The sequence below is a fragment of the Vibrio sp. R78045 genome, from assembly GCF_042466085.1.
GTDB classification, from domain to species: Bacteria; Pseudomonadota; Gammaproteobacteria; order Enterobacterales; family Vibrionaceae; genus Vibrio; species Vibrio cyclitrophicus.
This window is the reverse complement of the sequence record NZ_JAXHBS010000018.1, coordinates 1,134,359-1,155,574: the sequence shown is the minus strand read 5'-3', so window position 1 is coordinate 1,155,574 and position 21,216 is coordinate 1,134,359. Positions and strand designations below refer to the sequence as shown.

General features: G+C 40.7%; 21 protein-coding genes and 1 other RNA gene. 13 read left to right on the top strand and 9 right to left on the bottom strand.

Going from position 1 to position 21,216, the window contains the following annotated elements; all coding sequences use genetic code 11:
- Nucleotides 1-113: 113 nt before the first annotated feature.
- Nucleotides 114-302 carry an AlpA family transcriptional regulator gene (locus SJY39_RS27010; protein ID WP_372275486.1) on the bottom strand — a complete coding sequence of 63 codons (189 nt, stop codon included), beginning with the start codon at nucleotides 300-302 and terminating at the stop codon, nucleotides 114-116.
- Nucleotides 303-770: 468 nt separating this feature from the next.
- Here SJY39_RS27010 and radC point away from each other — a divergent pair, with 468 nt between their 5' ends.
- The 7 genes from radC (at nucleotide 771) to SJY39_RS26975 (ending at nucleotide 7,208) form a co-directional block, all read left to right on the top strand.
- Nucleotides 771-1,238 (top strand): DNA repair protein RadC, encoded by a 468-nt coding sequence (gene radC / locus SJY39_RS27005; protein ID WP_372275484.1) that lies wholly within the window; start codon nucleotides 771-773, stop codon nucleotides 1,236-1,238.
- Nucleotides 1,235-1,687: a DUF2787 domain-containing protein gene (locus SJY39_RS27000; protein WP_372275482.1), complete on the top strand. Its 453-nt coding sequence runs from the start codon at nucleotides 1,235-1,237 to the stop codon at nucleotides 1,685-1,687. The genes radC and SJY39_RS27000 overlap by 4 nt, the downstream gene beginning before the upstream one ends.
- Before the next feature lie 22 nt (nucleotides 1,688-1,709).
- A complete protein-coding gene (locus SJY39_RS26995) occupies nucleotides 1,710-2,153 on the top strand; it encodes a DUF2787 family protein (RefSeq protein WP_098413489.1) in 444 nt (147 codons plus the stop codon).
- A gap of 127 nt (nucleotides 2,154-2,280) precedes the next feature.
- Nucleotides 2,281-2,841: a tyrosine-type recombinase/integrase gene (locus tag SJY39_RS26990; RefSeq protein WP_372275480.1), complete on the top strand. Its 561-nt coding sequence runs from the start codon at nucleotides 2,281-2,283 to the stop codon at nucleotides 2,839-2,841.
- A 327-nt stretch (nucleotides 2,842-3,168) separates the two neighbouring features.
- On the top strand, nucleotides 3,169-3,729 hold the full coding sequence (locus SJY39_RS26985) for a DUF3223 domain-containing protein (RefSeq protein ID WP_372275478.1): 561 nt from the start codon (nucleotides 3,169-3,171) through the stop codon (nucleotides 3,727-3,729).
- A 21-nt stretch (nucleotides 3,730-3,750) separates the two neighbouring features.
- Nucleotides 3,751-4,671, top strand: coding sequence for a DUF1837 domain-containing protein (locus SJY39_RS26980; protein WP_372275476.1), 921 nt, complete (start codon nucleotides 3,751-3,753; stop codon nucleotides 4,669-4,671).
- Between the two features lie 8 nt (nucleotides 4,672-4,679).
- Nucleotides 4,680-7,208 (top strand): DEAD/DEAH box helicase, encoded by a 2,529-nt coding sequence (locus SJY39_RS26975; RefSeq protein WP_372275474.1) that lies wholly within the window; start codon nucleotides 4,680-4,682, stop codon nucleotides 7,206-7,208.
- Nucleotides 7,209-7,257: 49 nt separating this feature from the next.
- Here the strand turns inward: SJY39_RS26975 and SJY39_RS26970 are convergent, their stop codons facing one another.
- Entirely contained in the window at nucleotides 7,258-7,932 is a 675-nt protein-coding gene (locus SJY39_RS26970) for an inovirus Gp2 family protein (RefSeq protein WP_372275473.1), read from the bottom strand.
- Between the two features lie 337 nt (nucleotides 7,933-8,269).
- Nucleotides 8,270-9,727 carry a LysR family transcriptional regulator gene (locus SJY39_RS26965; RefSeq protein ID WP_372275471.1) on the bottom strand — a complete coding sequence of 486 codons (1,458 nt, stop codon included), beginning with the start codon at nucleotides 9,725-9,727 and terminating at the stop codon, nucleotides 8,270-8,272.
- A 169-nt stretch (nucleotides 9,728-9,896) separates the two neighbouring features.
- On the opposite strand from SJY39_RS26965, the gene SJY39_RS26960 reads away from it, so the two are divergent.
- Nucleotides 9,897-10,520, top strand: a complete 624-nt coding sequence (locus tag SJY39_RS26960; RefSeq protein WP_372275469.1) for a hypothetical protein — start codon at nucleotides 9,897-9,899, stop codon at nucleotides 10,518-10,520.
- A 33-nt stretch (nucleotides 10,521-10,553) separates the two neighbouring features.
- Here SJY39_RS26960 and SJY39_RS26955 read toward each other — a convergent pair whose 3' ends face one another.
- The 3 genes from SJY39_RS26955 to smpB all read right to left on the bottom strand — a co-directional run bounded on the left by SJY39_RS26955 (nucleotide 10,554) and on the right by smpB (nucleotide 12,919).
- Nucleotides 10,554-11,804, bottom strand: a complete 1,251-nt coding sequence (locus SJY39_RS26955; RefSeq protein ID WP_372062799.1) for an integrase domain-containing protein — start codon at nucleotides 11,802-11,804, stop codon at nucleotides 10,554-10,556.
- 196 nt (nucleotides 11,805-12,000) lie between these two features.
- Nucleotides 12,001-12,367, bottom strand: a transfer-messenger RNA (tmRNA) gene (ssrA, locus tag SJY39_RS26950).
- 66 nt (nucleotides 12,368-12,433) lie between these two features.
- A complete protein-coding gene (gene smpB / locus SJY39_RS26945; RefSeq protein WP_004735156.1) occupies nucleotides 12,434-12,919 on the bottom strand; it encodes an SsrA-binding protein SmpB in 486 nt (161 codons plus the stop codon).
- Nucleotides 12,920-13,038: 119 nt separating this feature from the next.
- Here smpB and SJY39_RS26940 point away from each other — a divergent pair, with 119 nt between their 5' ends.
- Nucleotides 13,039-13,467 carry an SRPBCC family protein gene (locus tag SJY39_RS26940; RefSeq protein ID WP_010438915.1) on the top strand — a complete coding sequence of 143 codons (429 nt, stop codon included), beginning with the start codon at nucleotides 13,039-13,041 and terminating at the stop codon, nucleotides 13,465-13,467.
- 3 nt (nucleotides 13,468-13,470) lie between these two features.
- The gene (locus tag SJY39_RS26935) at nucleotides 13,471-13,782 is read left to right on the top strand and encodes an RnfH family protein (RefSeq protein ID WP_010438916.1); all 312 of its coding nucleotides are present in this window, start codon (nucleotides 13,471-13,473) and stop codon (nucleotides 13,780-13,782) included.
- Nucleotides 13,783-13,981: 199 nt separating this feature from the next.
- On the opposite strand, the gene bamE is transcribed toward SJY39_RS26935, so the two are convergent.
- The 3 genes from bamE to nadK form a co-directional block, all read right to left on the bottom strand.
- Nucleotides 13,982-14,341 carry an outer membrane protein assembly factor BamE gene (bamE, locus tag SJY39_RS26930; protein WP_010438918.1) on the bottom strand — a complete coding sequence of 120 codons (360 nt, stop codon included), beginning with the start codon at nucleotides 14,339-14,341 and terminating at the stop codon, nucleotides 13,982-13,984.
- A 167-nt stretch (nucleotides 14,342-14,508) separates the two neighbouring features.
- On the bottom strand, nucleotides 14,509-16,173 hold the full coding sequence (gene recN / locus SJY39_RS26925; protein WP_010438921.1) for a DNA repair protein RecN: 1,665 nt from the start codon (nucleotides 16,171-16,173) through the stop codon (nucleotides 14,509-14,511).
- Between the two features lie 282 nt (nucleotides 16,174-16,455).
- On the bottom strand, nucleotides 16,456-17,340 hold the full coding sequence (nadK, locus tag SJY39_RS26920) for an NAD(+) kinase (protein WP_010438923.1): 885 nt from the start codon (nucleotides 17,338-17,340) through the stop codon (nucleotides 16,456-16,458).
- 143 nt (nucleotides 17,341-17,483) lie between these two features.
- On the opposite strand from nadK, the gene grpE reads away from it, so the two are divergent.
- The 3 genes from grpE to SJY39_RS26905 all read left to right on the top strand — a co-directional run bounded on the left by grpE (nucleotide 17,484) and on the right by SJY39_RS26905 (nucleotide 20,996).
- Nucleotides 17,484-18,065, top strand: coding sequence for a nucleotide exchange factor GrpE (grpE, locus tag SJY39_RS26915; RefSeq protein ID WP_010438924.1), 582 nt, complete (start codon nucleotides 17,484-17,486; stop codon nucleotides 18,063-18,065).
- 359 nt (nucleotides 18,066-18,424) lie between these two features.
- Nucleotides 18,425-19,699, top strand: coding sequence for a dicarboxylate/amino acid:cation symporter (locus SJY39_RS26910; protein WP_010438926.1), 1,275 nt, complete (start codon nucleotides 18,425-18,427; stop codon nucleotides 19,697-19,699).
- A 259-nt stretch (nucleotides 19,700-19,958) separates the two neighbouring features.
- The gene (locus tag SJY39_RS26905) at nucleotides 19,959-20,996 is read left to right on the top strand and encodes a polysaccharide lyase family 7 protein (RefSeq protein WP_390243147.1); all 1,038 of its coding nucleotides are present in this window, start codon (nucleotides 19,959-19,961) and stop codon (nucleotides 20,994-20,996) included.
- Nucleotides 20,997-21,216 lie beyond the last annotated feature (220 nt).

Below are 21,216 nucleotides of genomic sequence, written 5' to 3'. Positions count from 1 at the left end.
AAAGTTACCAAATCATCTATGCATACTTTGGATATATAACTCACAATAGAGCAAAAGCTTGTTAGATAATACGGCATAGAAGGAAGCCATTACAGCCTCCTTCTATTGTTCTCTTACTTTGCGTTATCGCGCTCACCAATCCTATCCAATATCCAATCCGTTACCTCTTCTTCTACCCACCCTACCGAACGACAACCTAGTGGCACTGCTTTCGGAAACTGCCCTTCGCTCATGTACTTGTAGATGGTAGAACGTGCGAGGCTAGTTAAGGTCATTACTTCTTTTAGTTTGATTAATCTCATGATGAATTCCGGTTAGTTCAACTCATGAGATAACGAGAATGTGCATTTAATTACTCCACTGCGTAAATCACCACACTCCAACTTTTTTCAATCACACATTACCTTTGTGAAGCCAGTGAATCGCAGGCTTCCATTTATGCACTTTTCTTAAATCAAACAGAGCAGGAGGCGCTTATGCCGTTTGTTTTCATTGCTGGCTTTATCGTTGGCGCAGGCTTGTACCACATCAACAAGGAGGCGAATGGTGAATCCCCACCAACCTACTAAGACCTTAATCGAATTGTTCATCTATGGCGTAGTGAGTGGTTACAACTGGGCTAAACGACAAGATAAACAACAAGATAAACAACAACCATAACTTAAAGCAGCCCAGCATGATTGGGCTGCTTCTATGGGGAAGGATTCCATTATTTTTTAGCTACATATTACTTGGATGCACATACCTTTAACGCACAAGAAGGAAAGTACATGCATTCAAATCATTACACGCCAAACGAGCCCACAGAGCTTCGTCAAATCCTAGAGACCGCAGCGACTATGCTCGCAGCGAAGTATGCCCGTTCAGGCTCATTCACCAGCCCTGAAAACACTATGCAATATCTACAGATGAAACTGGCGCATTACGACAGAGAAGTGTTTGCCGTGATGTTTCTTGATAATCAAAACCAACTGATTGAATACAAGGAGATGTTCTTTGGCACTATCGATGCTGCTAGCGTTTACCCAAGGGAAGTAGTCAAAGAAGGATTACTACTCAACTCGGCGGCAGTGATCTTTGGTCATAATCATCCATCCGGCTTACCTGAGCCATCACAAGCTGACCGGAGGATCACTCAACGTCTTTCTGATGCATTGGCACTGATTGATATCCGAGTATTAGATCATGTCGTCGTAGGTGAGCAATGCGTGTCCTTTGCTGAGCGAGGTTTGTTATGAACCTAACCACCCCCCATCGACTACTGGTGGAATACCTCAATGCTCTTGTTGAACAATTAGATATTCCTACCTTTGCATCACGGATCGCCCTTAACTTTCGAGTATCGAGTTACTACCAAGATCGTAGTGGTTTTCATCCTGTAGAGATCCAACTCAATAGATCGACAAACCAACCAAACGACAATCACTGGAGCATCGTCTTTGTGACTAGCTTTGCTTATCCAGACGAACAAACCGAAAAGATGGAGGTCGAGCTTTACTTCAATTTTCTGCGTGGATGGTTCTATCAACCAGACATTGAACGTTGCGAGCTCCACCAGCCACAAGTAACCAGTCTGTATCAAAGCTATGAACGGTCTTTCCTCAAGCAAATTCAACAAGGCTCCTTTGACGGTATCCAAGCAACACTTGTCAATATCGATATGCCCACTAAATCATCTATCGCATAACCATCTACCAAGGAGGCATACCATGCCAGCCGCAACCAAAATTCAAACGATGCAGTTTCACCCTTGTGTGCTGCCTATCTCTACTCGTTTTCATAACGCAATCACTAAGCAGGTTCAGGAGGCGAGTCTTGATTACTATTCAGATACGTTAACCATTAACTTTCGTGACACAAGCTATAACGCTGAAGCTGGTGGGTATCATCCAGTAGAAATCATGATTCGCAATGAAGGTGATAAGTGGCGACTCTGTTACATCACCGACTTTGCCTATTCTGGAGGTGTCTATCCAGAGCTAGCCATCGAGCTTGATTTCAATATTGAGAGCAACATATTCAGGCAGATGTTTTTAGCGCCTTGCGCTCTAGCACATCGAGAAGTGAAATCTTTCTATCGAACGTGGGAAAGTAACTTTTTGGAGTATTTATCTGATGGTGTGTTTGACCAAATCAAAGTCACTAAGAGCTGAAAAGCATCCAAGTTCCCATTTTAGCAATTTGGGAACTTGCCACCCCTTATGGAACAAGGCTTTTCGTTTCTGGCCTGCTTTGAAGTTCCTCTAATCATCATTTTCATCGAAAAAAGGAAGCTGCGTTATGGCAGAAGTTCAAGCGGTGAAAAACCGTGACACAATCCAGCTCATCGGCCACTTATTAGAAATACGGCATAGTAAGCAAATGTCAGACATCTGGAACGTTGGTATCAATCTGGCTTTACGGATTTCTGATTTACTGGCGATTAAGTTCAGTGACATCGAAGAAGACCGTTTAACCATTCGTGAGTCTAAAACGGGCAAAGTGGCCCAGATAGCACTAAACCCTAGAAGCTTAGAAATCATCCACCGCATTAAAAAGGAAAATCCACACCACATCTACTTATTCCAATCTTACCGAAACCAACAAGCGATAAACAAAGCTGCCAGCCCATTGAGTCGTCGGGCTGTTAGCCAAGCGTTTTCATCGATTGGTGAAGAGATTAGTTTTCCTTTGGGGACTCATTCGATGCGAAAGACCAGAGGCTATCACCTATACAAAAGTACTAAAGATATTGCACGAGTGATGCGGATGCTTCGCCACAGTTCAGAAGGCGTCACGCTGCGCTACATTGGTGTGACACAAGATGATGTTGACAATGACTTTAGGGAGTTAGTGTTATGAATATAGAAAATATCACAGTTGTATTATTGAGTTGAGAAATGAACAAGAAATTTAGGTTTGGATAGTAGATAAGATTTAACAGCTTAGTCCTTAGTTAAGGTAGGGGTTATCTAACCTCTTTTTTTTGTTACTTTCCAACACTTCTTGAATGTATTCTTGTAAATCATCACCTTAATTTATAGGTAATTACCACGCCAGAGTATAAACAAAGCGACTTATCTGAGACAACTTCGACAACCTGAAGAATAACCACTCGTTATATGCAGCTATTGACTTTATTATGCAATAATATCATGCGCTTTTAGTTGCACACTGTGGAGGCTGGCAATGGCAAAACCTGTAGATCTTGAAAATGGTACTTGTTTTAAAACTCAATCTCAGGCGATTGCGTACTTTAAAGGTATCTTGAATTCAGAAAAAAAACAGGAAACTCGATATTCCAATGCACATCCATTGTTTTCTGATTTGCTCGCTCTATATAGAAGACACCCTGAATTCTCAATGAAGAGTGGGGGATTAGAAGTTCAAGAGTTTATTGCGAAAAATTCAGGACAATATAATACCAGGTGTTTTCATGCACTACATATCGATGGTTCGGAAGCAGACTGGAGTTATAAAGCCGCAGTTAACTCGCAAGGTAAATCTCGTTTTCAATGCTTTACTGATGCTGCTAGGTATCTTTTGGAGTCTAGTTCGTCTAATTTTCGAGACTCAAACTTCAGTTTAAATTGTAAAAAGTTCCTTGAGTTTCGCTGTGTTACACAAGATTCGATTCCTGATGATTGGGTATCTTCACCGGAGAAGCTCCAATACCGTTCTACACTTTCAAATCATATCTCTAAAGACTTTATTCAGTGGTATGAAAAAAATACAGAAACTAGTTCTTAGTGTCGGAGAAAAGACCAATAAATGAACATTAACCTTAACAATTATGTTTCTGTTGACAAAGCATCTTATGATTCTTGCATCGGCTGTATTGAACATAATTTCCCAATAGACGGGTTTAATACCAATGTCAGGTTACACTACCTAAAGTTTAACGGTAATGGGCAGCCAATGGTTAAAGCTTTAGCTAATTTACTTTATGAGTACATTATTGACTATTGTATTTCTTCAGCTAATCGCCCCGAAGTTTTGACTGCTCGTGATTCAGCAAGACTTACAAAAGAGGCTAGAAAGCTTTTTAGACACCCAAAAATAGATGATAGCAATCCAGATAGGACGGGGGAGGCTGGCGAGTTACTTCTATTCTTTCTCATAGAAGCGATTCTAGGTGCACCACAAATGGTATCGAAGATGGAGTTGAAAACCAATCATAAAGATGAGGTTAAAGGCTCTGACGGTATACATGCAAAATACGACTCTCACCAAGACATAGTCGATTTTTATTTTGGGGAAGCAAAGCTATATGTTGATGCCAAGTCAGCAATTCAATCTGCAATGAGTAGTATTGATGATTTTCATAGGGTTGACATGCTTGAGCACGAATTCACTATGGTTACCAAACATTTTAAATACTCGAATGCAGAAACACAAAAGGCCATATCTTCTTTAATCATCAGTGGTGAACCTGGACCTAACGCTAGGTTGAATCATGCTTGCCTAATTGGCTATAATTTCAAAGACTTTAGGAATCTTGATGGCTCAACCCCAAAATTAATCACTGAAGACTTTACTGAAAAATTCAAACAAGACGCTCAAAAACTGATCAAGTCGCTTCAATTGAAAATCAATCGTATGGAATGTAATCACCTTTCATTTGAGGTGTTTTTTCTTCCTTTCCCTTCGGTTGACGAATTCAGAAATGCTTTTAACAATGCTCTCGACTAAGGATTAGCATGAGTGACAAAATCGATATTCAAACTCTAGCTAAAAGACTAGAAAAAGCCAGCATATTAAATCAATTTCCGAAAGTTTTTGTACATAACGAAACTATAGATTTTACGAATAAAGAAGTTTCTGCGCTTGTCAGCTATGCATCAATTTTGTCTTTGGGTGAAGCCGAGAAGGTCAACAGGTCTTACAAAGTTATTACTCAGTTGTTGGAGCATACTAATGGTCGTGTCGAACTTGTTAAGGCTGCTGCAGAAGTAATTCTATCCCGAATTGGCAACTTTCCGGGTAGAGAGTTATTAAGACAGAGATACTCTCTTAATCGGAACATCCCAGCTCCGCTTCATCTAGAGATTATTGCCCGTGAAGCTGAAAATACGATCTGTGATGATAGAGGAGGTGAGATACAGTTAACTGATTTTCAAGTTCAACTATTCAATTCTTTGAGACAAGAACAGAATTTAAGCATTTCAGCACCCACGTCAGCAGGAAAGTCATTTGTTTTGAATCTATCTCTATCAGAACAAATAAATAGTCGAATTGGAGAAAGTATCGTATACGTTGTGCCGACTAGAGCTCTAATATCTGAAGTGTCGACACGAATAAGGGACGCGATAAAAAAAATTGGCGAGAATAAAGCTGTTATACGCACAACGCCTTTCCCTGTCGATCGTGACAAAGTTAAATCAAATGTCGTTTACATTTTTACGCAAGAGAGATTACTAAGTTTCCTTAGTGCTAAAGAAACTAAGCCACATATTGATACATTGATTATTGATGAGGCTCATGAGATTCAGAATGGGAAAAGAGGGATTATTCTTCAAACTGCTATTGATGCATCATTGACAAAATTTAATAACGTAAAGCTATTGTTTGCTAGTCCATTGATCGATAACCCAGAGTACTTCCTGTCCTTGTTCAATCGAACATCGAATGGTAAATACTTTACTGAGATTGTTTCCCCCGTAGCACAAAACATCATACTGATAGACCCTGTTGCGAAAAAAACAAAAATGTTGTCTGCTAGCATACTAGATGAAAATAACACAACAGATATTGGTGTGTTTGAGATACCGTTTAAGTTAAGGGGAAGTGGTGCTGAACAGATCGGTAGTTTTTCTCAAGCATTATCTAGTAGTGATACCGCCGTTATTTCTTTTTCAAACACTCCCAAGAATGCAGAAGACCGGGCTATTGCCGCAGCGAAAAGTGCGAACAGTATTGACATTAGCGCAAACCTGAAGATGTTTATTAGCTTTGTAAGAAGTGAGATTCACCCTAATTATGCGTTAATTGATTGTCTTCAAAAAGGAATCGCGTTCCATTATGGAAACATGCCCTCGTTGTTGAGGACTGGCGTTGAAAACCTCTTTAAAGCCGGAGACATAAAAATTATTTTTTGTACAAGTACTCTTCTTCAAGGTGTCAACTTACCAGCTAAGCATATTATTATAGAAAACCCTAGGTCAGGCGACGAACCAATGACAAGAGCTGACTTCCTTAACTTAGCAGGTAGGGCCGGAAGGCTATTACATGAATTTCATGGGAATGTTTGGTGTATTCGTCCGAATGAATGGGACAGTGAGTGCTATAAAGGAGATAAATTACAAACAATATCGTCCTCAATTAGTAATCTAATGGAAGATGGGGGAGTCGAACTACAAAAAGCAATGACCTCATTCGACTTAGAACTCTACAGAGATGATAATAAAAGAGATGAAGCTAACGTAGCTATAGGGAAATTGTACAACGATTATCTAGAAACAAATGATGTCACGTTTGTGGAAAAGTATCGTACCGATTCTAATTCAGAAGTACTAGATCGTACGGTAGACATTGTAAAGTCAATGAGTATTACTCTCCCGAATGAGATAATTAAAAACAACCGTTCTCTTAGACCTGATCATTTAGAGAGTTTATATTGCTACCTTAACCAACAAGATGCTTTGGAAGAATATTACCCTATAAATCCTTATTTTTCAGGGTCTAAAGCTAGGGTGGAAAAGATACTAGACATCTTACAAGAATGTTTTGAATGGAAAATACATGAAAACTATAAGCCATGGTTAAGCTTTTTGGCATATCAATGGGTATGGGGCAAACCTATTGGTCAAATCCTAAAGGAAAGGATTTCCTACCTAGAAAAAAATAAACCAAATCAATCAATTAACCCCTCAACTGAAATACGAAATTGCCTTAGATCTCTTGAATCAGATGTTCGGTTTAAAATGGTTAAATATTATTCTGCCTATGTAGAAGTTCTAAGGTACATAGCGGAAAAGCGTGTAGGAAAGCCAAGTGAAGATATAGAGGCGTATCATATATACCTTGAGTTTGGTTCATGTAAAAAGAGCGTTCTAAATCTTATGTCAATTGGTTTATCGAGGTTTACTGCTCTCCATTTAGACAAGAGTCTAAATTTTAATGATAACGAAGAACCTGAAAGTTATATTACACTTTTAAAAAAAACTAATATCCATAGCCTTAAGATACCTAAACTATGCATTGATGAAGCTATTTATCTGATTTCGTAGTTGCAATGTCCAGAGTCAGAAATCAGTTTCTGGCTCAATTCCAACTATGCTAAATCAATCCCTTCTTCGGATTACTGCATCCAAAGTTACGGCGACCATCACCAAGTATCTTGGTCTCATTTTTTGCCAAGTAAGCCAGCCTAACCGCTACTTCACCTAAATCTTTCTGAAATCGTGCTGGTGGGTGATTACGGTTCAACGTATACATTGGACGCTCAGGGATATGAACTAACCCTTTAATCTCATCTACGGTAAGCCCTAACGCACTAGCCCATGCTTTGTTTACCATACAAGCAAGAGTCCCCTCATAATGAAGCTTGCCTAATGGATAGTAAGCATCCTGATTGACCACTAATGCCACATGGTAATGTTCATTGTGACTCGTACTACGTTCCCTTACCCAAACGTAATTTAACGGACACGGGTGGATACGCTTCCCTTGTTTGGCTTTATTCATCTGATCTGTAGCGATCTGAGCATTTAGTGAAGCTAAAAACCGTTTCATCAAACCAACACCTATATTCACAAAACAGGTTGGTACATCACGTTCTAGTGGGTTATCAGAGTACCCCCCATTGTTAAGTATACGTAGATCAATTCGAGCGATGAGTACTCTTGGGTGGTTCGCTAGGGCTCCCATAACGGTGTCATTGATACGGGCAAGGTAGCGTTGGTTTAAAGAACCATACTGAGGTGGGATTTGAGCAAATTGAAACATGTTCATGAAAATCTCTCCTGTGTTGTTTGATTTCACATAGAAAGAGAATGATGCGTAACAATTTACATAAAACTGTTCTGTCGTAGCAGTGAGTGAATCTCTATTGCCTATAGCTAGAGATCTTAACTGACTAATCAACATGTACTGCATGCATCAGTAGTGTGGCTACTGAGTGTAGTACTGCTAGTAATGCTCATATAAAGATTGTTTGTTAAGTAGCTATATTACTAATCCACTGAGAGCATTGTTTCTTTCAAGGCTGTAGTACCTGAGTCATACCTATGGATAGTCGAAGATTGGATCTAGCTAGGGAGATTAGAACGGAAGTCACTCTGAAGTTATGTTACTGCAATGCCATTATGGAAAAGTAATTAACTGGTCTTGGCTGATCGAACTGTGTTGTTTCTTCACCAACTACAATGAGGCTCTCTTTTATCGGTTCTTCTGTTAGAACAGAGTCACTGAAGGGAATACCAATGACATAATATCCCAGAATTCCATCAGTCATTGTTCTAGGACGGATGCTGTATCTCCAAGGCTGGTCAATAGGATCTCCAACATGTTGCTCGATGAACTTGTACGCTTCCACAGCTTTAGCCCAAGAAATATAGGCGATAGCTAAAAGTAATGGGTTATTTTTCTTATCCTTATCCTTATCCTTATCCTTATCCTTATCCTTATCGTTTACCTCTTCATCAAGGCTGACCTCATATCCTAATGCTTCACTCGCCCAATGTAACTCTAGATGCCGCTGTTTATTTAAAGCTCGCTCAGTGATTTCAGAATACTTAAATACTTCAGGAAAAAAGTGTTCACTTTCAATAAGTGCCCGAAAAATTAGATTGCTATCAAGTGGTATTGGTAAAGAATCCAATTCATTGCCTATGACGCTTAATTCCTGTCTGTGATTATTCAATAGATGGTTGGCTAAGTGATCTGTTTTCGTAGCTAAGTGCACAGGTGAGTAGTTAGAAAGAAACTGAGCTAACTTTGTATCGCTTGATTCTACTTGGGTGCTTTTAATGCCTACATGATCAAAGCTCACGCTCATAGCTAGATTATAGGCATTCCTTTTTTTACTATTCTTAAGCTTATTGATGACATCGATTTCAAAATGATAGAGATCTTTTATGCTGTCGATTGCCCATAGGTGAGTGCATTGAACTCGTTGAGTAAAGGCTGGATGCCAAAGGTTCAAATAGTATTGGCTACAAATCTTTTTAGCCATTCCATTCATTACTGAGCCATTTACAACTAAATCTAGAAAGCCAAAATTATATAATTTTTTTTGATGGCTCCTTACTCGAACCGGACTCATTCCTGCGAGTCTTCCAATCTTTTTTCTACTGAGTGTATCAACGTAACCAAAGTCATCAGAGTGATAAATTAGCAATAGTAAAACTAATCTATTAGCGAGGTTGATTTTGCTTGGGAAATTTGTGCCCGATATGATTTGAGGTGCTAGTTTGCAGAATGGTGAGCTTTTATCGATGTTGTTAACTCTATCGATAGGCGGCGTTACTTTATAATGATAACTGTGACTACCCTTTGGTGTCTTCCTATCCCTCCTTACCAGAAGTTCTCCATACTCAAGTTCCTCGATAGCTTTACTTAACGTGCTCTGGCTTAGACCCAATGAAAGCCTTATTTCCTTAGTTGTGCTCTTTAGCTCAAAAGAGGAGGTGTTTGAGTATAGAAGCAGCTTAATCCAAACCATTTTAGCTTCAGGTGTTAAGGTTGTGATGTTGGAATTATTATCAAGACTTAGTAAGAAGTTTAGTATCAATTTGAGGCTGTTCATTAGGTAAATCCAGCAATAAAAGGGATTGGTAGTAGGTATTAAATAGAGATTGAATACTACGTATTTTACATGGTATTTAAAGCAGTACTCAAAAAACCTGATGATACTGTCACGTTAAAATTTCCTAAGTAAGTTAAGATGATGTGCTATGAATAATTGAGGGATGAGTATGAATGGTAAAGATGACTTACAATCTTGGTTAACCAAATCTAAGACTCAAGAACAGTGGGCTAAGGGGTACTTGCTAAAAAAGGCCAAAGGGCTCTCTGGCGTATATGGGGTTGATGTTGCTAGATCATGGTTAGAAGGAACGAGTGCGCAGGAGTTCCTTAAAGGGTTGAGTGTTAGTGATATATCCCATCGAGAGCTATTGAGAAGTGCTCGAAGTGCATGGCGAACGAAAGTAGCAAGGAAGAAGGTAAAACCAAAGTCTGTATCTATATCAAACGAGACCTACTCATTAGTAGAGTTAATGTCAAAAAAGCGTAATTCATCAATAAAAAACGTAGTTGAGAATCTATTAAATAGGTCGGTAAATGACGTGCACATGATTCAACAAGCGGAGTCGATTAAGGATAAGTTTGACAATATGAATCAAGAAATTGAGCGATTGGATAAACTTGTTGAAGAGTTAGAAACAAAACATGCAAAAGAAATTAGTGTTAAAAATTCTGAGATTAACGAGCTAAAGTTAGCAATAGAAAAAATGAAGAATGGGAATCAATCGTTAGATGTTGAAGAGCCGAAAGCTATCTATGCAAACAAACATAGAAAGGCTGTCGGTCAGTTTTAATCAGTTTATTAAACTGTGATTGAAGCTATAAAGCTAAAAGTTTTCACCAACAACTTTAATGGCTTTCCTACCCGTTAGTGAGCCAGTTCCTTGAGCTGCTGTTTCGATATGTTCACTCCACCAGTGCATCATAGGACGGCGGCGCTCTAGGTAATCAGTTCGATTGTACGTAGCACGTACTTCATTTTTATCGATATGAGCTAAGGCCGCTTCAATTAAGTCGGACTCAAAGCTTTGTTCATTGAGAGTTGTAGAGGCGAGGGCTCTTAGTCCATGAGCGTGAAGTTTTCCTGCATAACCCATACGTTTAAGTGCCATGTTTGCAGTTTGGCTATTCATCGCTTTCTTGGGGTCACTAGCACTAGAGAACACGTAGACGGAGTGACCAGATAATGCCTGCATGATTGTTAGGATTGCCAACGTTTGGTCTGTTAGTGGTATTCTATGTTCTTTGCGCTTTTTCATTCTTTCAGCAGGAATAATCCAGAGATTGTTTTCAAAATCAATTTCGTCCCAACGTGTACCACTGGCTTCACTTGGTCGCGCTAAAGTATGTAGTTGCCATTCAATAAGGCACCGTGTTTGGATTTTAATACTCGCTTGATTTAATGCGCTCATTAAGTCTGGAAGCTCAGCAGGTTCGATGGTAGCCATGTTCTTTTTGGATGGTGTATCGAAAGCTGCGCGAATTCCAGCAAGAGGGTTGGCGTGTACTAGGCCAGTGTTCACAGAAAAAATCATCACTTCATTGAGTCGTTGAGCGACTCTTTTTAGTGTTTCTAAGTTGCCTTTTATTTCTAGTGGGCGTAGTACTTTTATCACCATTGGTGCAGATATTTGGGATACCGGAGTTTTTCCCAAAGACGGGAAAAGGTGCAGCTCGAATGAGCGCCAAATATCATCAGCGTGATCCGGGGTGACTTTCTTCTTTTTCTTGTCAAACCAGCTCTCAGATACATTGCGTAATGTATGCACAGTGATGGCAATATTTTCTTCTTGTTTCTTTTGCCTATGTTCTTTGGGGTCGATACCTTGGCTAATCAATTCACGATGTTCTGCTGCAATTTTTCTTACTATCGCAAGTGATAGATCCGGATAGTTGCCAAGAGTCATACGAATTCGTTTTAGTGATACGGGGTGTTTATAGATCAGGCACCAGACTTTATTGGCGTTCTTCCTCACTCGTAGCTGTAAGCCGTTACCATCGTAAAGGTCGTAATCTTTATCTTTCGGTTTGGCTTGTTTTACTTCTGTTGCAGTTAGTTGTGTAACTCTTCTTGCCATAATCAACATCCCCATACAAAAATAGACACCCAAGAATGGCACCTTTTTGTTTTGGGTGTCTATCTGGGTGTTTATTATCTTGAGCTGTTACCGAACAAAAGTAAACCTCAGTGGATAGTGGTGGATTGTAAGTTGTTGATTTTAATAAGTTACAGGCACAAAAAAAGACGCCCGTGGACGTCTTTAAATGTTGAATTGGTGGAGCTGGCGGGAGTTGAACCCGCGTCCAAAAATCATTCATCATTGGTACTACATGCTTAGTCGATCTTTAATTTCACCAGCAACCTGCGAACCGACACGCTAGTTAAAGGCTAACCTGAATTATAATTCGCGCTTTTCCTCTCAGGTGGGAGAATCCGCGCTAGCTAGTTTGGGTTTGATCTCTTATTGGTCCCCGTCTTACGAGCGGAAGCTAGGGTAAGAGAGCTCTGAGCAGGTTATTAAGCTGCTAGTGCGTAGTTTTCGTCGTTTGCGACTATTTTTTTGCGGCTTTTAACGTGGCCAACCGCCCCACGGCATGCACCTCAGACTTCAAAATTCCTGTCGAATCCTAAATCAGCCCCAAGTGTTATTTGCATAGTACCAGAAAAGCTTTGCCTGTCTAGCACTGTGCGTTTAAGTGCTTAAAATTAACGCAAATTACTCTTCATAATTCGTGCTTTATCTCTCGCCCAATCTTTTTCTTTCATATCAGTACGTTTATCGTGCAGCTTTTTACCTTTCGCTACGCCAACTTTAATCTTCGCCCAAGAGCGAGACCAGTAAAGTGCGGTTGCGACAAGTGTCATGCCTTCACGGTTAATACGACCGATAAGGTTGTCGAGCTCTTTTCTCGACATTAATAGTTTACGGATACGTGTTGGGTTCGCCACGATATGAGTACTCGCTTGAGTTAGCGGAGTAATCGTCATACCACTGATGAATGCTTCGCCATCTCGGATGTATACGTAGCTTTCTGCGATATTGGTTTTGCCTTCACGTAGGGATTTTACTTCCCAGCCTTGTAGCTCAAGCCCCGCTTCTATCTCATCATCGATGAAATATTCGTGGCGAGCTTTCTTATTAAGCGCAATGGTATTACTACCGGCTTTTGATTTTGATTTATTCTTTGCCATAATGGCCTCATTATACGGAATGCGCCCTAGATGGGGAATCCTTTTTATTTGCGCTCTGGCCCAATACAATTAAAATTGCAGTTTGTGTTAATGTAACGCTGTCTTTAACAGGAGTCTATATGCCAAAGGTTACTCGTTCAGCATTAGTGTCTTTTAGTGCCGACCAGATGTTCAGCTTGGTCAATGATGTTGCTCGTTATCCTGAGTTTTTGCCAGGATGTTCTGGTTCTCGTGTGATCGAATCTTCAGATTCCGCGATGGTGGCTTCGGTTGATGTCTCTAAAGCTGGTATCAGTAAAACATTCACTACGTCGAATCGAATGGCGGATGGTGCTGAAATTTTAATGGAGCTGGTAGATGGCCCGTTTAAGAAGCTGGAGGGGGGCTGGTATTTCACTCCTCTAGACGACCAAGCATGTAAGGTTGAACTTAAACTAGAGTTTGAATTTTCTAGTCGAATGATTGAAATGGCATTTGGCAAGATTTTCAATGAACTGACAAGCAATATGGTCAGTGCTTTTACTCAACGAGCGAAACAGGTTTACTAAGCCATGACTATTGAATCAGATATGATCCACGTAGAAGTTGTGTTTGCGCTTCCACATGAGCAGCGTGTATTTACCTTAGTGGTAAATAAGAACGCGACCGTTGAAGAGATTATTGCGCAGTCTGGTGTTTTAGAGTTGTATCCAGAAATCGACTTGGCGAAAAATAAAGTTGGCGTATATAGCCGCAACGTTAAGTTAGATGCGACGGTTCGCGATAAAGACCGTATCGAAATCTATCGAGCATTGTTAGCTGATCCCAAAGAGATTCGCCGTAAGCGTGCTGAACAAGCAAAAGCGGCTGCAGCTAAATCGTAATGCTAAACAAATTTGAGTAAGAAGAGAGCTCGCTATATTGGCGAGCTTTTTTGTGTCCGTTAGCCTGAAAATGAAGATTAATTTGTTACAGGATATTAAAAAGCCTGCTCATGTGAGCAGGCTTTTGCGATTCTTACTTTGTCGGCTGAGAGCTTTGTCGACTGATAGCTTTTGACTGGAAAGCTTTGTTGGTTGAAAGCTAGCGAAGGCTTTCGAAGAATTCATCACTGGCTTCAAAATCACCATTGATCGTCACTAAGGTGCCCGTTGCATCAAAGTTAACAACAAGATTTTTTTGAATCGAGTCTTCATGGCCTTTTGTGTGGTGGTAAATGTAGTACCACGTATCTGGGTAGCCATTTTCGATAAGCATAGGTGAGCCCATAACGTAACGAACTTGTGTTTTTGTCATGCCAAACTTCAGCTGATCGACAGCTTCTTGTTCAACATAGTTACCCTGATTGATGTCAATTCGATAAACCAACTTCTCTAGTAGAGAGCAACCGGTCAACATTGTTAGTGCAAGTGGAACTGCAACTAACCACTTTTTAATTCGCATAGTCTGAGATCTTTCTTCGCTAAAATACTGCCTGATAATAAACAAGCTCCAGCAAGAAGTAAAAAGCTCCTTGCGCTTTGAGCTTGTTATGACTGGCAATTTTGAATTAAGTTGCAAAATTGCCAAGATTTTTCGGTAAATTATCAGAAAGTTGCTGAATATGTAACCTAAGCAGCGATTAATAACTCTTTTGCGTTGGCCAGTGTCGATTCGGTTATCTGGCTGCCACCAAGCAGTCGAGCAAGCTCTGAGACGCGTTGTTGCTCATCAAGCGTGTGCATTTGGGTCTCGGTTTTACCTGATTTCGTGTTCTTCGCTACAAACAGTTGTTGGTGACCGCAACCGGCAACTTGAGGTAAGTGCGTCACACACATTACTTGTGTCGATTCGCCCAGCTTACGTAGCATTTTTCCGACAACTGCTGCTGTTGGCCCACTGATACCCACATCGACTTCATCGAAAATCAGGCTTGGTGTGTCCACTTTTTGCGCTGTGATCACTTGGATCGCTAATGAAATACGTGAAAGTTCACCACCAGAGGCTACTTTAGCAATGGGCTGCATTGGTTGGCCTGGGTTGGTCGAAACAATGAAGGTCACATTATCCATACCCAATGGAGAAGGGTGTGTGTTGGTGTTGTTCACTTCAATGGCAAACTGTGCTTTTTCCATGCTCAGTTCGTGCATGCTTTGCGTGATCAGCTTGTTGAGCTCTTTTGCGTAACGAGTTCGAGATTTATGAAGCTTCTCTGATTTAGCAACGAACGATTGGTATTGGTTTTCTACCTCGTTTGCCAATTCATCCAATTTTTCATCGGAACAATCAAGCGCTTCAACTTGTTGTAATAAATCTTGGTGATGCTTGTAAAGCTCTTCTGGCAACACGTGATGCTTGCGAGACATCGACATCACTTTTGAGAAGCGTTCTTCAACGTAAACCATACGACCTGGATCGACATCAATGCTGTCTAGGTAGGTTCTTAGTTCACTGTTGGTCTCTTCAATCTGAATGATGGCTTCAGAGAGTAAGTTGGGCAGATCAACTAACCTTTCATCAAGTTCAGCTAATTGAATTAGGGAGTGATTGGCCGATTGCAGAATACTAAGCGCATTAACTTCTTCGCCTTCGTAAATAAGCTCGATAGCCTGCTGGCAGGTTGAGGCCAATTCTCCGCTATTGGAGAGGCGCTTATGCTCTTGTTCGAGGTCTTCATATTCTTCCTCCCCAATAGATAGCTCATTTAACTCTTTGATTTGATATTCTAGAAGCTGTTTTTGAGCTTGGTTTTGCTGGCTATTTTCACGTAACTCTTTTAAGTGGTTATCGGCTTGTCGCCATGCTTGGTAAGCATTACGTGTCGATTTCAATAGGTTTAAGTGGCCTGCGTATTGATCAAGCATGGCCATTTGGTGGTCGCTTTTCATCAGCTGGTGGTGCGCGTGTTGGCCATGAATGTTGATCAACAACTGCCCTAGTGATTTCAATTGTGAAAGAGGGACAGGACTACCGTTGATGAATGCACGAGAGCGACCTTCTTTGGAGATGGTTCTGCGTAGGATGCATTCACTGCCATCAAGCAGTTCATTGTCTTCTAACCAGCGTGTAGCGTGCAGATTGTTCTCAAGTAAAAAAGCGGCACTGACTTCGGTTTTATCTTCTCCTTGTCTTACCATTCCTGCATCAGATCTTCCCCCAAGACATAAGCCTAAAGCATCGATAGCGATAGATTTACCCGCACCCGTTTCACCGGTGATTGTTGTCATGCCTTTAGAGAGTTCTAGCTGTAAAGACTTAACAATAGCGAAATTATTAACACTTAAATGAGCCAGCATTTTTATTTACCTGTATAACTGAACAATACTGTATATAAGCTCAGTATATACTGTTTCTTTATACAGTAAAGTCGACAGGTGAAATTTTTTTGTGACAGATCTCAGAATTGAGGTTGCCTGTAGGCTACTGAAACCGCTATAGATTCCCAACTTAGTCTGGGCGTGAAGGGATGAGGTACATTAGGGCTATGAGGACTTATAAGGTTTCGACGGGCAAAAAAAAGGCTGACGAACATCGTCAACCTTTCAAATTCTCGTCTACTGCCAGAGTCGCTAATTCAATTAGAACAGCTTACTTGACCAGCCTAGTTTGTTACGTAGGACATGGTAGTAGTTGTAGTCTTTAGGGTGAATCAGCTTGAGTACATTCGGGCTTTGGTAAATGTGGATCTCATCGCCAGGAGAAACAGGCAGTGAAATTTGACCATCGCAGCTTACTTCCTGAGTGCCGCGGTTATCAGGCGATACGATAAGTTTAATACGACGTTTGCCATCAACCACTAATGGACGACTTGAAAGCGTGTGTGGGAACATTGGCACTAGCGAGATTGCATTGAGGCTTGATGACAAGATAGGGCCACCACCAGAAAGCGAGTAAGCCGTTGAACCCGTTGGAGTCGATACGATCAAACCATCAGAACGCTGTGAGAACGCAAAGCTGTCATCGATATACACTTCGAACTCGATCATGTGTGCGACTTGACCTGGGTGAAGTACGGCTTCGTTGAGCGCTGCGTTATGACTTTTTATTTGGCCATGACGATGAATTTCAGTCTCTAGTAGGAAGCGTTCTTCTTCCATGAACTCACCTTTGAGTACATCGATAAGTGCGCTTTGGAAGTTTTCAGGGTTGAGATCGGTTAGGAAGCCAAGGTTTCCTCGGTTCACACCGATGACTGAAATATCGAAACGCGACAATATTCTAGCCGCACCGAGCATATTTCCGTCACCACCCACAACAATTGCGAGATCGGCTCGTTTACCTAACTCAATCAGGCTAGAAAAATGTTCTTGTGGGATATCGTCCAAAATACTGGAGAGCCTATCATCAACAAATACTTGATAACCCTCAGTACTTAACCACTGATAGAGCTCTCTATGAGTCTGAATTGCTTGCTGATCTCGAGGTTTACCAATAATAGCGATGACTTCAAATGGCTTTTTCATAACGTTTCCAAACGAATTAGGCTTGAATCAAAATTCTTCATCCCCATAATAAAGGCAAGTTGAACGTCTATGCGAGTGTTTTATATCAATTTGAGGCGCAAACACGCCTGTCACTGGCATTGAAAACGAATTCTGGAGATATCATGAGCAACGAAGAAAACAAAGTAACCGAAGAAGAACTAGATCAGATCATTGCTGAAGCTGAGAAAGTTGAAGAAGCTGAACTGAATGAAGACGCGGCTGATGAGCAGGAATCAAAAATTGCTCAACTAGAAGCGGCACTGCTTTCTAGCGAATCTAAAGTGAAAGAGCAGCAAGATTCTGTTCTTCGCGCAAAAGCTGAAGTTGAGAACATGCGTCGTCGTAGCGAGCAAGAAATTGATAAAGCGCGTAAATTCGCTTTGAACAAATTTGCTGAAGGTCTACTTCCTGTGATCGACAACCTAGAGCGTGCAATGCAAGCTGCAGATGCAGAAAACGAAGTGGTTAAACCATTGTTTGAAGGTGTTGAGCTAACGCATAAAACATTCGTAGATACTGTTGCTAAATTTGGCCTTAAAGAGATTAATCCTGAAGGTGAAGTGTTCAATCCTGAATTCCACCAAGCGATGTCTATTCAAGAGAGCCCTGACCACGATTCAAACACGGTTATGTTCGTGATGCAAAAAGGCTACGAGCTAAACGGTCGTGTAGTTCGCCCTGCTATGGTAATGGTTGCTAAGTAATTTATCGTTAAGTGACTTTTAGCGGTCGCGAAATAATTCACTAATTAATGTGAAATGAGAAGAGAGGCTTATGCCTCTCTTTTTTTATGCCTATCACTTGAGAATCCACGTAAATAGTCATCATTGGTGCATTAAGAATGTCGTTCCTTTAATTTTACCCAGATTATTAATTTAGAGTTTTATATTATGAAACTAGTTGATATCTGTGAAATGTTTTGATGTCACATTTGTAATGTTTTTGTAAATAAATGCTTTTAATTGTTATCGTTGTATGTAAAATCCACTGCAATATAGCGATTTTGGTCGCATATATAACTATAAAAGTACAAATTTCAAACACAACAAACTGGAGAAGAACGATGGATAAATCGCTCTCAAGTAAGATTTTTGTAGGCTTGTTTGCTGGCCTACTTATTGGTACTGCTATTCAGTACCTATTCAGCGGTATTGCGGTATTCGATACTTACCTGCTTGGTTTAGCAGAAGGTGTCGGTGGGATGTTTGTCTCTTTGATCAAACTATTGGTTGTTCCGCTGGTATACGTTTCTATTGTATGTGGAATCGTTGAATTGAAAGACATCCGTTCTTTCGGTCGCCTAGGTGGTAAAACTTTTGCTCTTTACATTATCAACACCATCATCGCGATTTCTGCAGCTCTCACTGTTGGCCTTATTTTCCAACCAGGTGCAGGCGCAGACTTAGCGGGTACGATTTCAGAGACAGTTCAACTAACAACAACTGAAACTCCAGATATCTTCTCTCTAGTTGTAAATATCGTTCCTAGCAACCCTGTTCAGGCGTTTGCAAGTGGCGACATGCTACAAATTATCTTCATGGCAATTTTGACAGGCCTTGCTATTCAAGCGCTTGACTCACGTGGTGGTCCAGCGATCAAAACGTTCAAGATGGCTAATGAAATCATGATGAAGCTTATCGGCCTAGTAATGAGCCTGGCTCCGTTTGGTGTATTCGCACTGATGATTCAACTAGGTGCAACACTTGATGCAGACACGCTAATGTCGGTAGCTGGTTATGTAGCACTGGTTGTTGCAATGCTAGTGTTCTGGATTTTCTTCTTCTACCCAATGATGGTTGGCATCGCGACAGGTATTACACCTAAGCAATTCCTACGTGCAATCCGTGAGCAAATCCTTTTCTCACTATCAACAGCAAGTTCGAATGCGACAATTCCTGTAACAATGCGCACTCTAACTGAAAAGCTTGGTGTATCTAAATCAGTGGCTGGTTTCGGTGTTCCACTAGGCGCGACAATGAACATGTCTGGTGTATCTATTTACATCGCACTAGCGACAATGTTCGTAGCAAACGCATTCGGTCAACCAATCAACACTGCTGACATCTTTACTCTTGGTCTAACTATCTTGCTACTGTCTATCGGTGCTGGTGGTGTTCCGGGTGGCGGTGTTGTAATGGTCGGTGTTCTTTTGCACCAACTAGGTTTACCACCAGAAGGTCTAGCTATCATTGCTGCAGTAGACCGTATCAACGATATGTTCTGTACTTCTTCTAACGTAGTAGGTGATACAGCGGTTAACACTATCGTTGCTAAGTCTGAAGGCGCAATCGGCGTTGAAAAGAACGAAGAAACTGAACTACAGAAAGCAGAAGCTTAATACCTAATTAAGATTTGATAATTGGAAGCCTCGCTCAATGAGAGCGGGGCTTTTTTGTGTCTGTCATAAAGTGCGTCGGATCTGTTGAATTGGTTAGTCAATCGATAGGGAGTATCTGGTGTAAGTCTCATTTTTTATTTTTTCTGGCACCGTAATAGGCCATCAATTTTCAATATTTAATCTTGATCACATATAATAATACAATATTATTTTATTGTTTTGACAACCTACATTCTGACGACATAAAGGAAACCCAATAATGAAGTTGTCTTACCTTAGCTTACTGACGGCCACTCTTTTAGCTGTTCCAGCTCTCGCTTCAAATATCAATGTTGGTCAACAATTTGATCTTGACCCTGCAAAAGCACCAGCACAAAACTTTGATTTATCTAAATGGAAAATTAACTTACCTGAGTTAACGACCGAAGGATCTAGAAAAGGCAAAACGCTAGAGATCGGTAAGAAAGAACTGTCGAATGTAGACACACCTTACGTTCACCCGAAATGGTTCTACACTGATGCAGAATCTGGGGCGATGGTATTTGTGGCTCCGAATACGGCACCAACGACACCAAACAGTAAGAACACTCGTAGTGAGCTAAGAGCAATGCTGGCGGATAGTTACTCAGCTCCGAGTAACAACTTTGCTATTTCGAGCCATAAGAATGCAGAAGAGTTTGGCTCTATTGGCGGCCAAATGACGGCGACGCTTTCTGTCGATCAGGTGAGTACCAGTGGTAACTACAATAAAACAGGCGCATTTTCAGTCGTCATCGGGCAAATTCACGGCTCGGACAATGAACCTCTTAAAATTGTTTACCGTAAACTACCAGAGCATGAGCATGGTTCATTAACATGGAACTACGAGCTCAACCCGCCGAAAGAATTGAAAAACGCGAAAGATGAAAATGGAAAGAAACTTCGTAAAGACATTCGCCATGATGTATTTGGTCAATACAATTTGAAAAAGGGCAGTTCTGACCCTAGCGATGGCATTAAGTTAGGTGAAGTTTTTTCATATGATGTAAATATTAAAGATAACATCATGCACTTAACGTTTACTAAGAATCCAAACTCGTCGGATCCAATTGTGAAGACATATGATGTTGATCTGGCGAAAGGTAAATATCAAGGACACGACGTTGATCTTGGCTATGGTCAAGATCGGATGTACTTCAAAGCGGGTGCATACAATCAATGTAACACTAAGAAGTCGAGTTCGGCATGTGAGTGGCGTGGTATGGAAGCGGGTGACTACACACAAGCGAGCTTCTACCAGTTAATTCTCAATCAATAATATTGCGAATCCATAACTAACTGAACAAGCGTTATTTGAAAAAGACCTTCCTAGTGAAGGTCTTTTTTTATGTGAAATAGAATAGGGCGACTATTTTATTGCTGAAGGTGAACGCATGAATGTGTCAACTTTGGCGCCTTAAACCGTAAGGGATGAGCTACTTTTTCTTCTTAAGCAGAAAGATAGGGAAAAAATCAGATTTTTTTTACTTTTTCCCTTG

Coding starts and splice junctions, on each gene's coding strand:
- SJY39_RS27010 (WP_372275486.1), bottom strand. CDS start 302: ATGAGATTAATCAAACTAAAAGAAGTAATGACCTTAACTAGCCTCGCA.
- radC (WP_372275484.1), top strand. CDS start 771: ATGCATTCAAATCATTACACGCCAAACGAGCCCACAGAGCTTCGTCAA.
- SJY39_RS27000 (WP_372275482.1), top strand. CDS start 1,235: ATGAACCTAACCACCCCCCATCGACTACTGGTGGAATACCTCAATGCT.
- SJY39_RS26995 (WP_098413489.1), top strand. CDS start 1,710: ATGCCAGCCGCAACCAAAATTCAAACGATGCAGTTTCACCCTTGTGTG.
- SJY39_RS26990 (WP_372275480.1), top strand. CDS start 2,281: ATGGCAGAAGTTCAAGCGGTGAAAAACCGTGACACAATCCAGCTCATC.
- SJY39_RS26985 (WP_372275478.1), top strand. CDS start 3,169: ATGGCAAAACCTGTAGATCTTGAAAATGGTACTTGTTTTAAAACTCAA.
- SJY39_RS26980 (WP_372275476.1), top strand. CDS start 3,751: ATGAACATTAACCTTAACAATTATGTTTCTGTTGACAAAGCATCTTAT.
- SJY39_RS26975 (WP_372275474.1), top strand. CDS start 4,680: ATGAGTGACAAAATCGATATTCAAACTCTAGCTAAAAGACTAGAAAAA.
- SJY39_RS26970 (WP_372275473.1), bottom strand. CDS start 7,932: ATGAACATGTTTCAATTTGCTCAAATCCCACCTCAGTATGGTTCTTTA.
- SJY39_RS26965 (WP_372275471.1), bottom strand. CDS start 9,727: ATGAACAGCCTCAAATTGATACTAAACTTCTTACTAAGTCTTGATAAT.
- SJY39_RS26960 (WP_372275469.1), top strand. CDS start 9,897: ATGAATGGTAAAGATGACTTACAATCTTGGTTAACCAAATCTAAGACT.
- SJY39_RS26955 (WP_372062799.1), bottom strand. CDS start 11,804: ATGGCAAGAAGAGTTACACAACTAACTGCAACAGAAGTAAAACAAGCC.
- smpB (WP_004735156.1), bottom strand. CDS start 12,919: ATGGCAAAGAATAAATCAAAATCAAAAGCCGGTAGTAATACCATTGCG.
- SJY39_RS26940 (WP_010438915.1), top strand. CDS start 13,039: ATGCCAAAGGTTACTCGTTCAGCATTAGTGTCTTTTAGTGCCGACCAG.
- SJY39_RS26935 (WP_010438916.1), top strand. CDS start 13,471: ATGACTATTGAATCAGATATGATCCACGTAGAAGTTGTGTTTGCGCTT.
- bamE (WP_010438918.1), bottom strand. CDS start 14,341: ATGCGAATTAAAAAGTGGTTAGTTGCAGTTCCACTTGCACTAACAATG.
- recN (WP_010438921.1), bottom strand. CDS start 16,173: ATGCTGGCTCATTTAAGTGTTAATAATTTCGCTATTGTTAAGTCTTTA.
- nadK (WP_010438923.1), bottom strand. CDS start 17,340: ATGAAAAAGCCATTTGAAGTCATCGCTATTATTGGTAAACCTCGAGAT.
- grpE (WP_010438924.1), top strand. CDS start 17,484: ATGAGCAACGAAGAAAACAAAGTAACCGAAGAAGAACTAGATCAGATC.
- SJY39_RS26910 (WP_010438926.1), top strand. CDS start 18,425: ATGGATAAATCGCTCTCAAGTAAGATTTTTGTAGGCTTGTTTGCTGGC.
- SJY39_RS26905 (WP_390243147.1), top strand. CDS start 19,959: ATGAAGTTGTCTTACCTTAGCTTACTGACGGCCACTCTTTTAGCTGTT.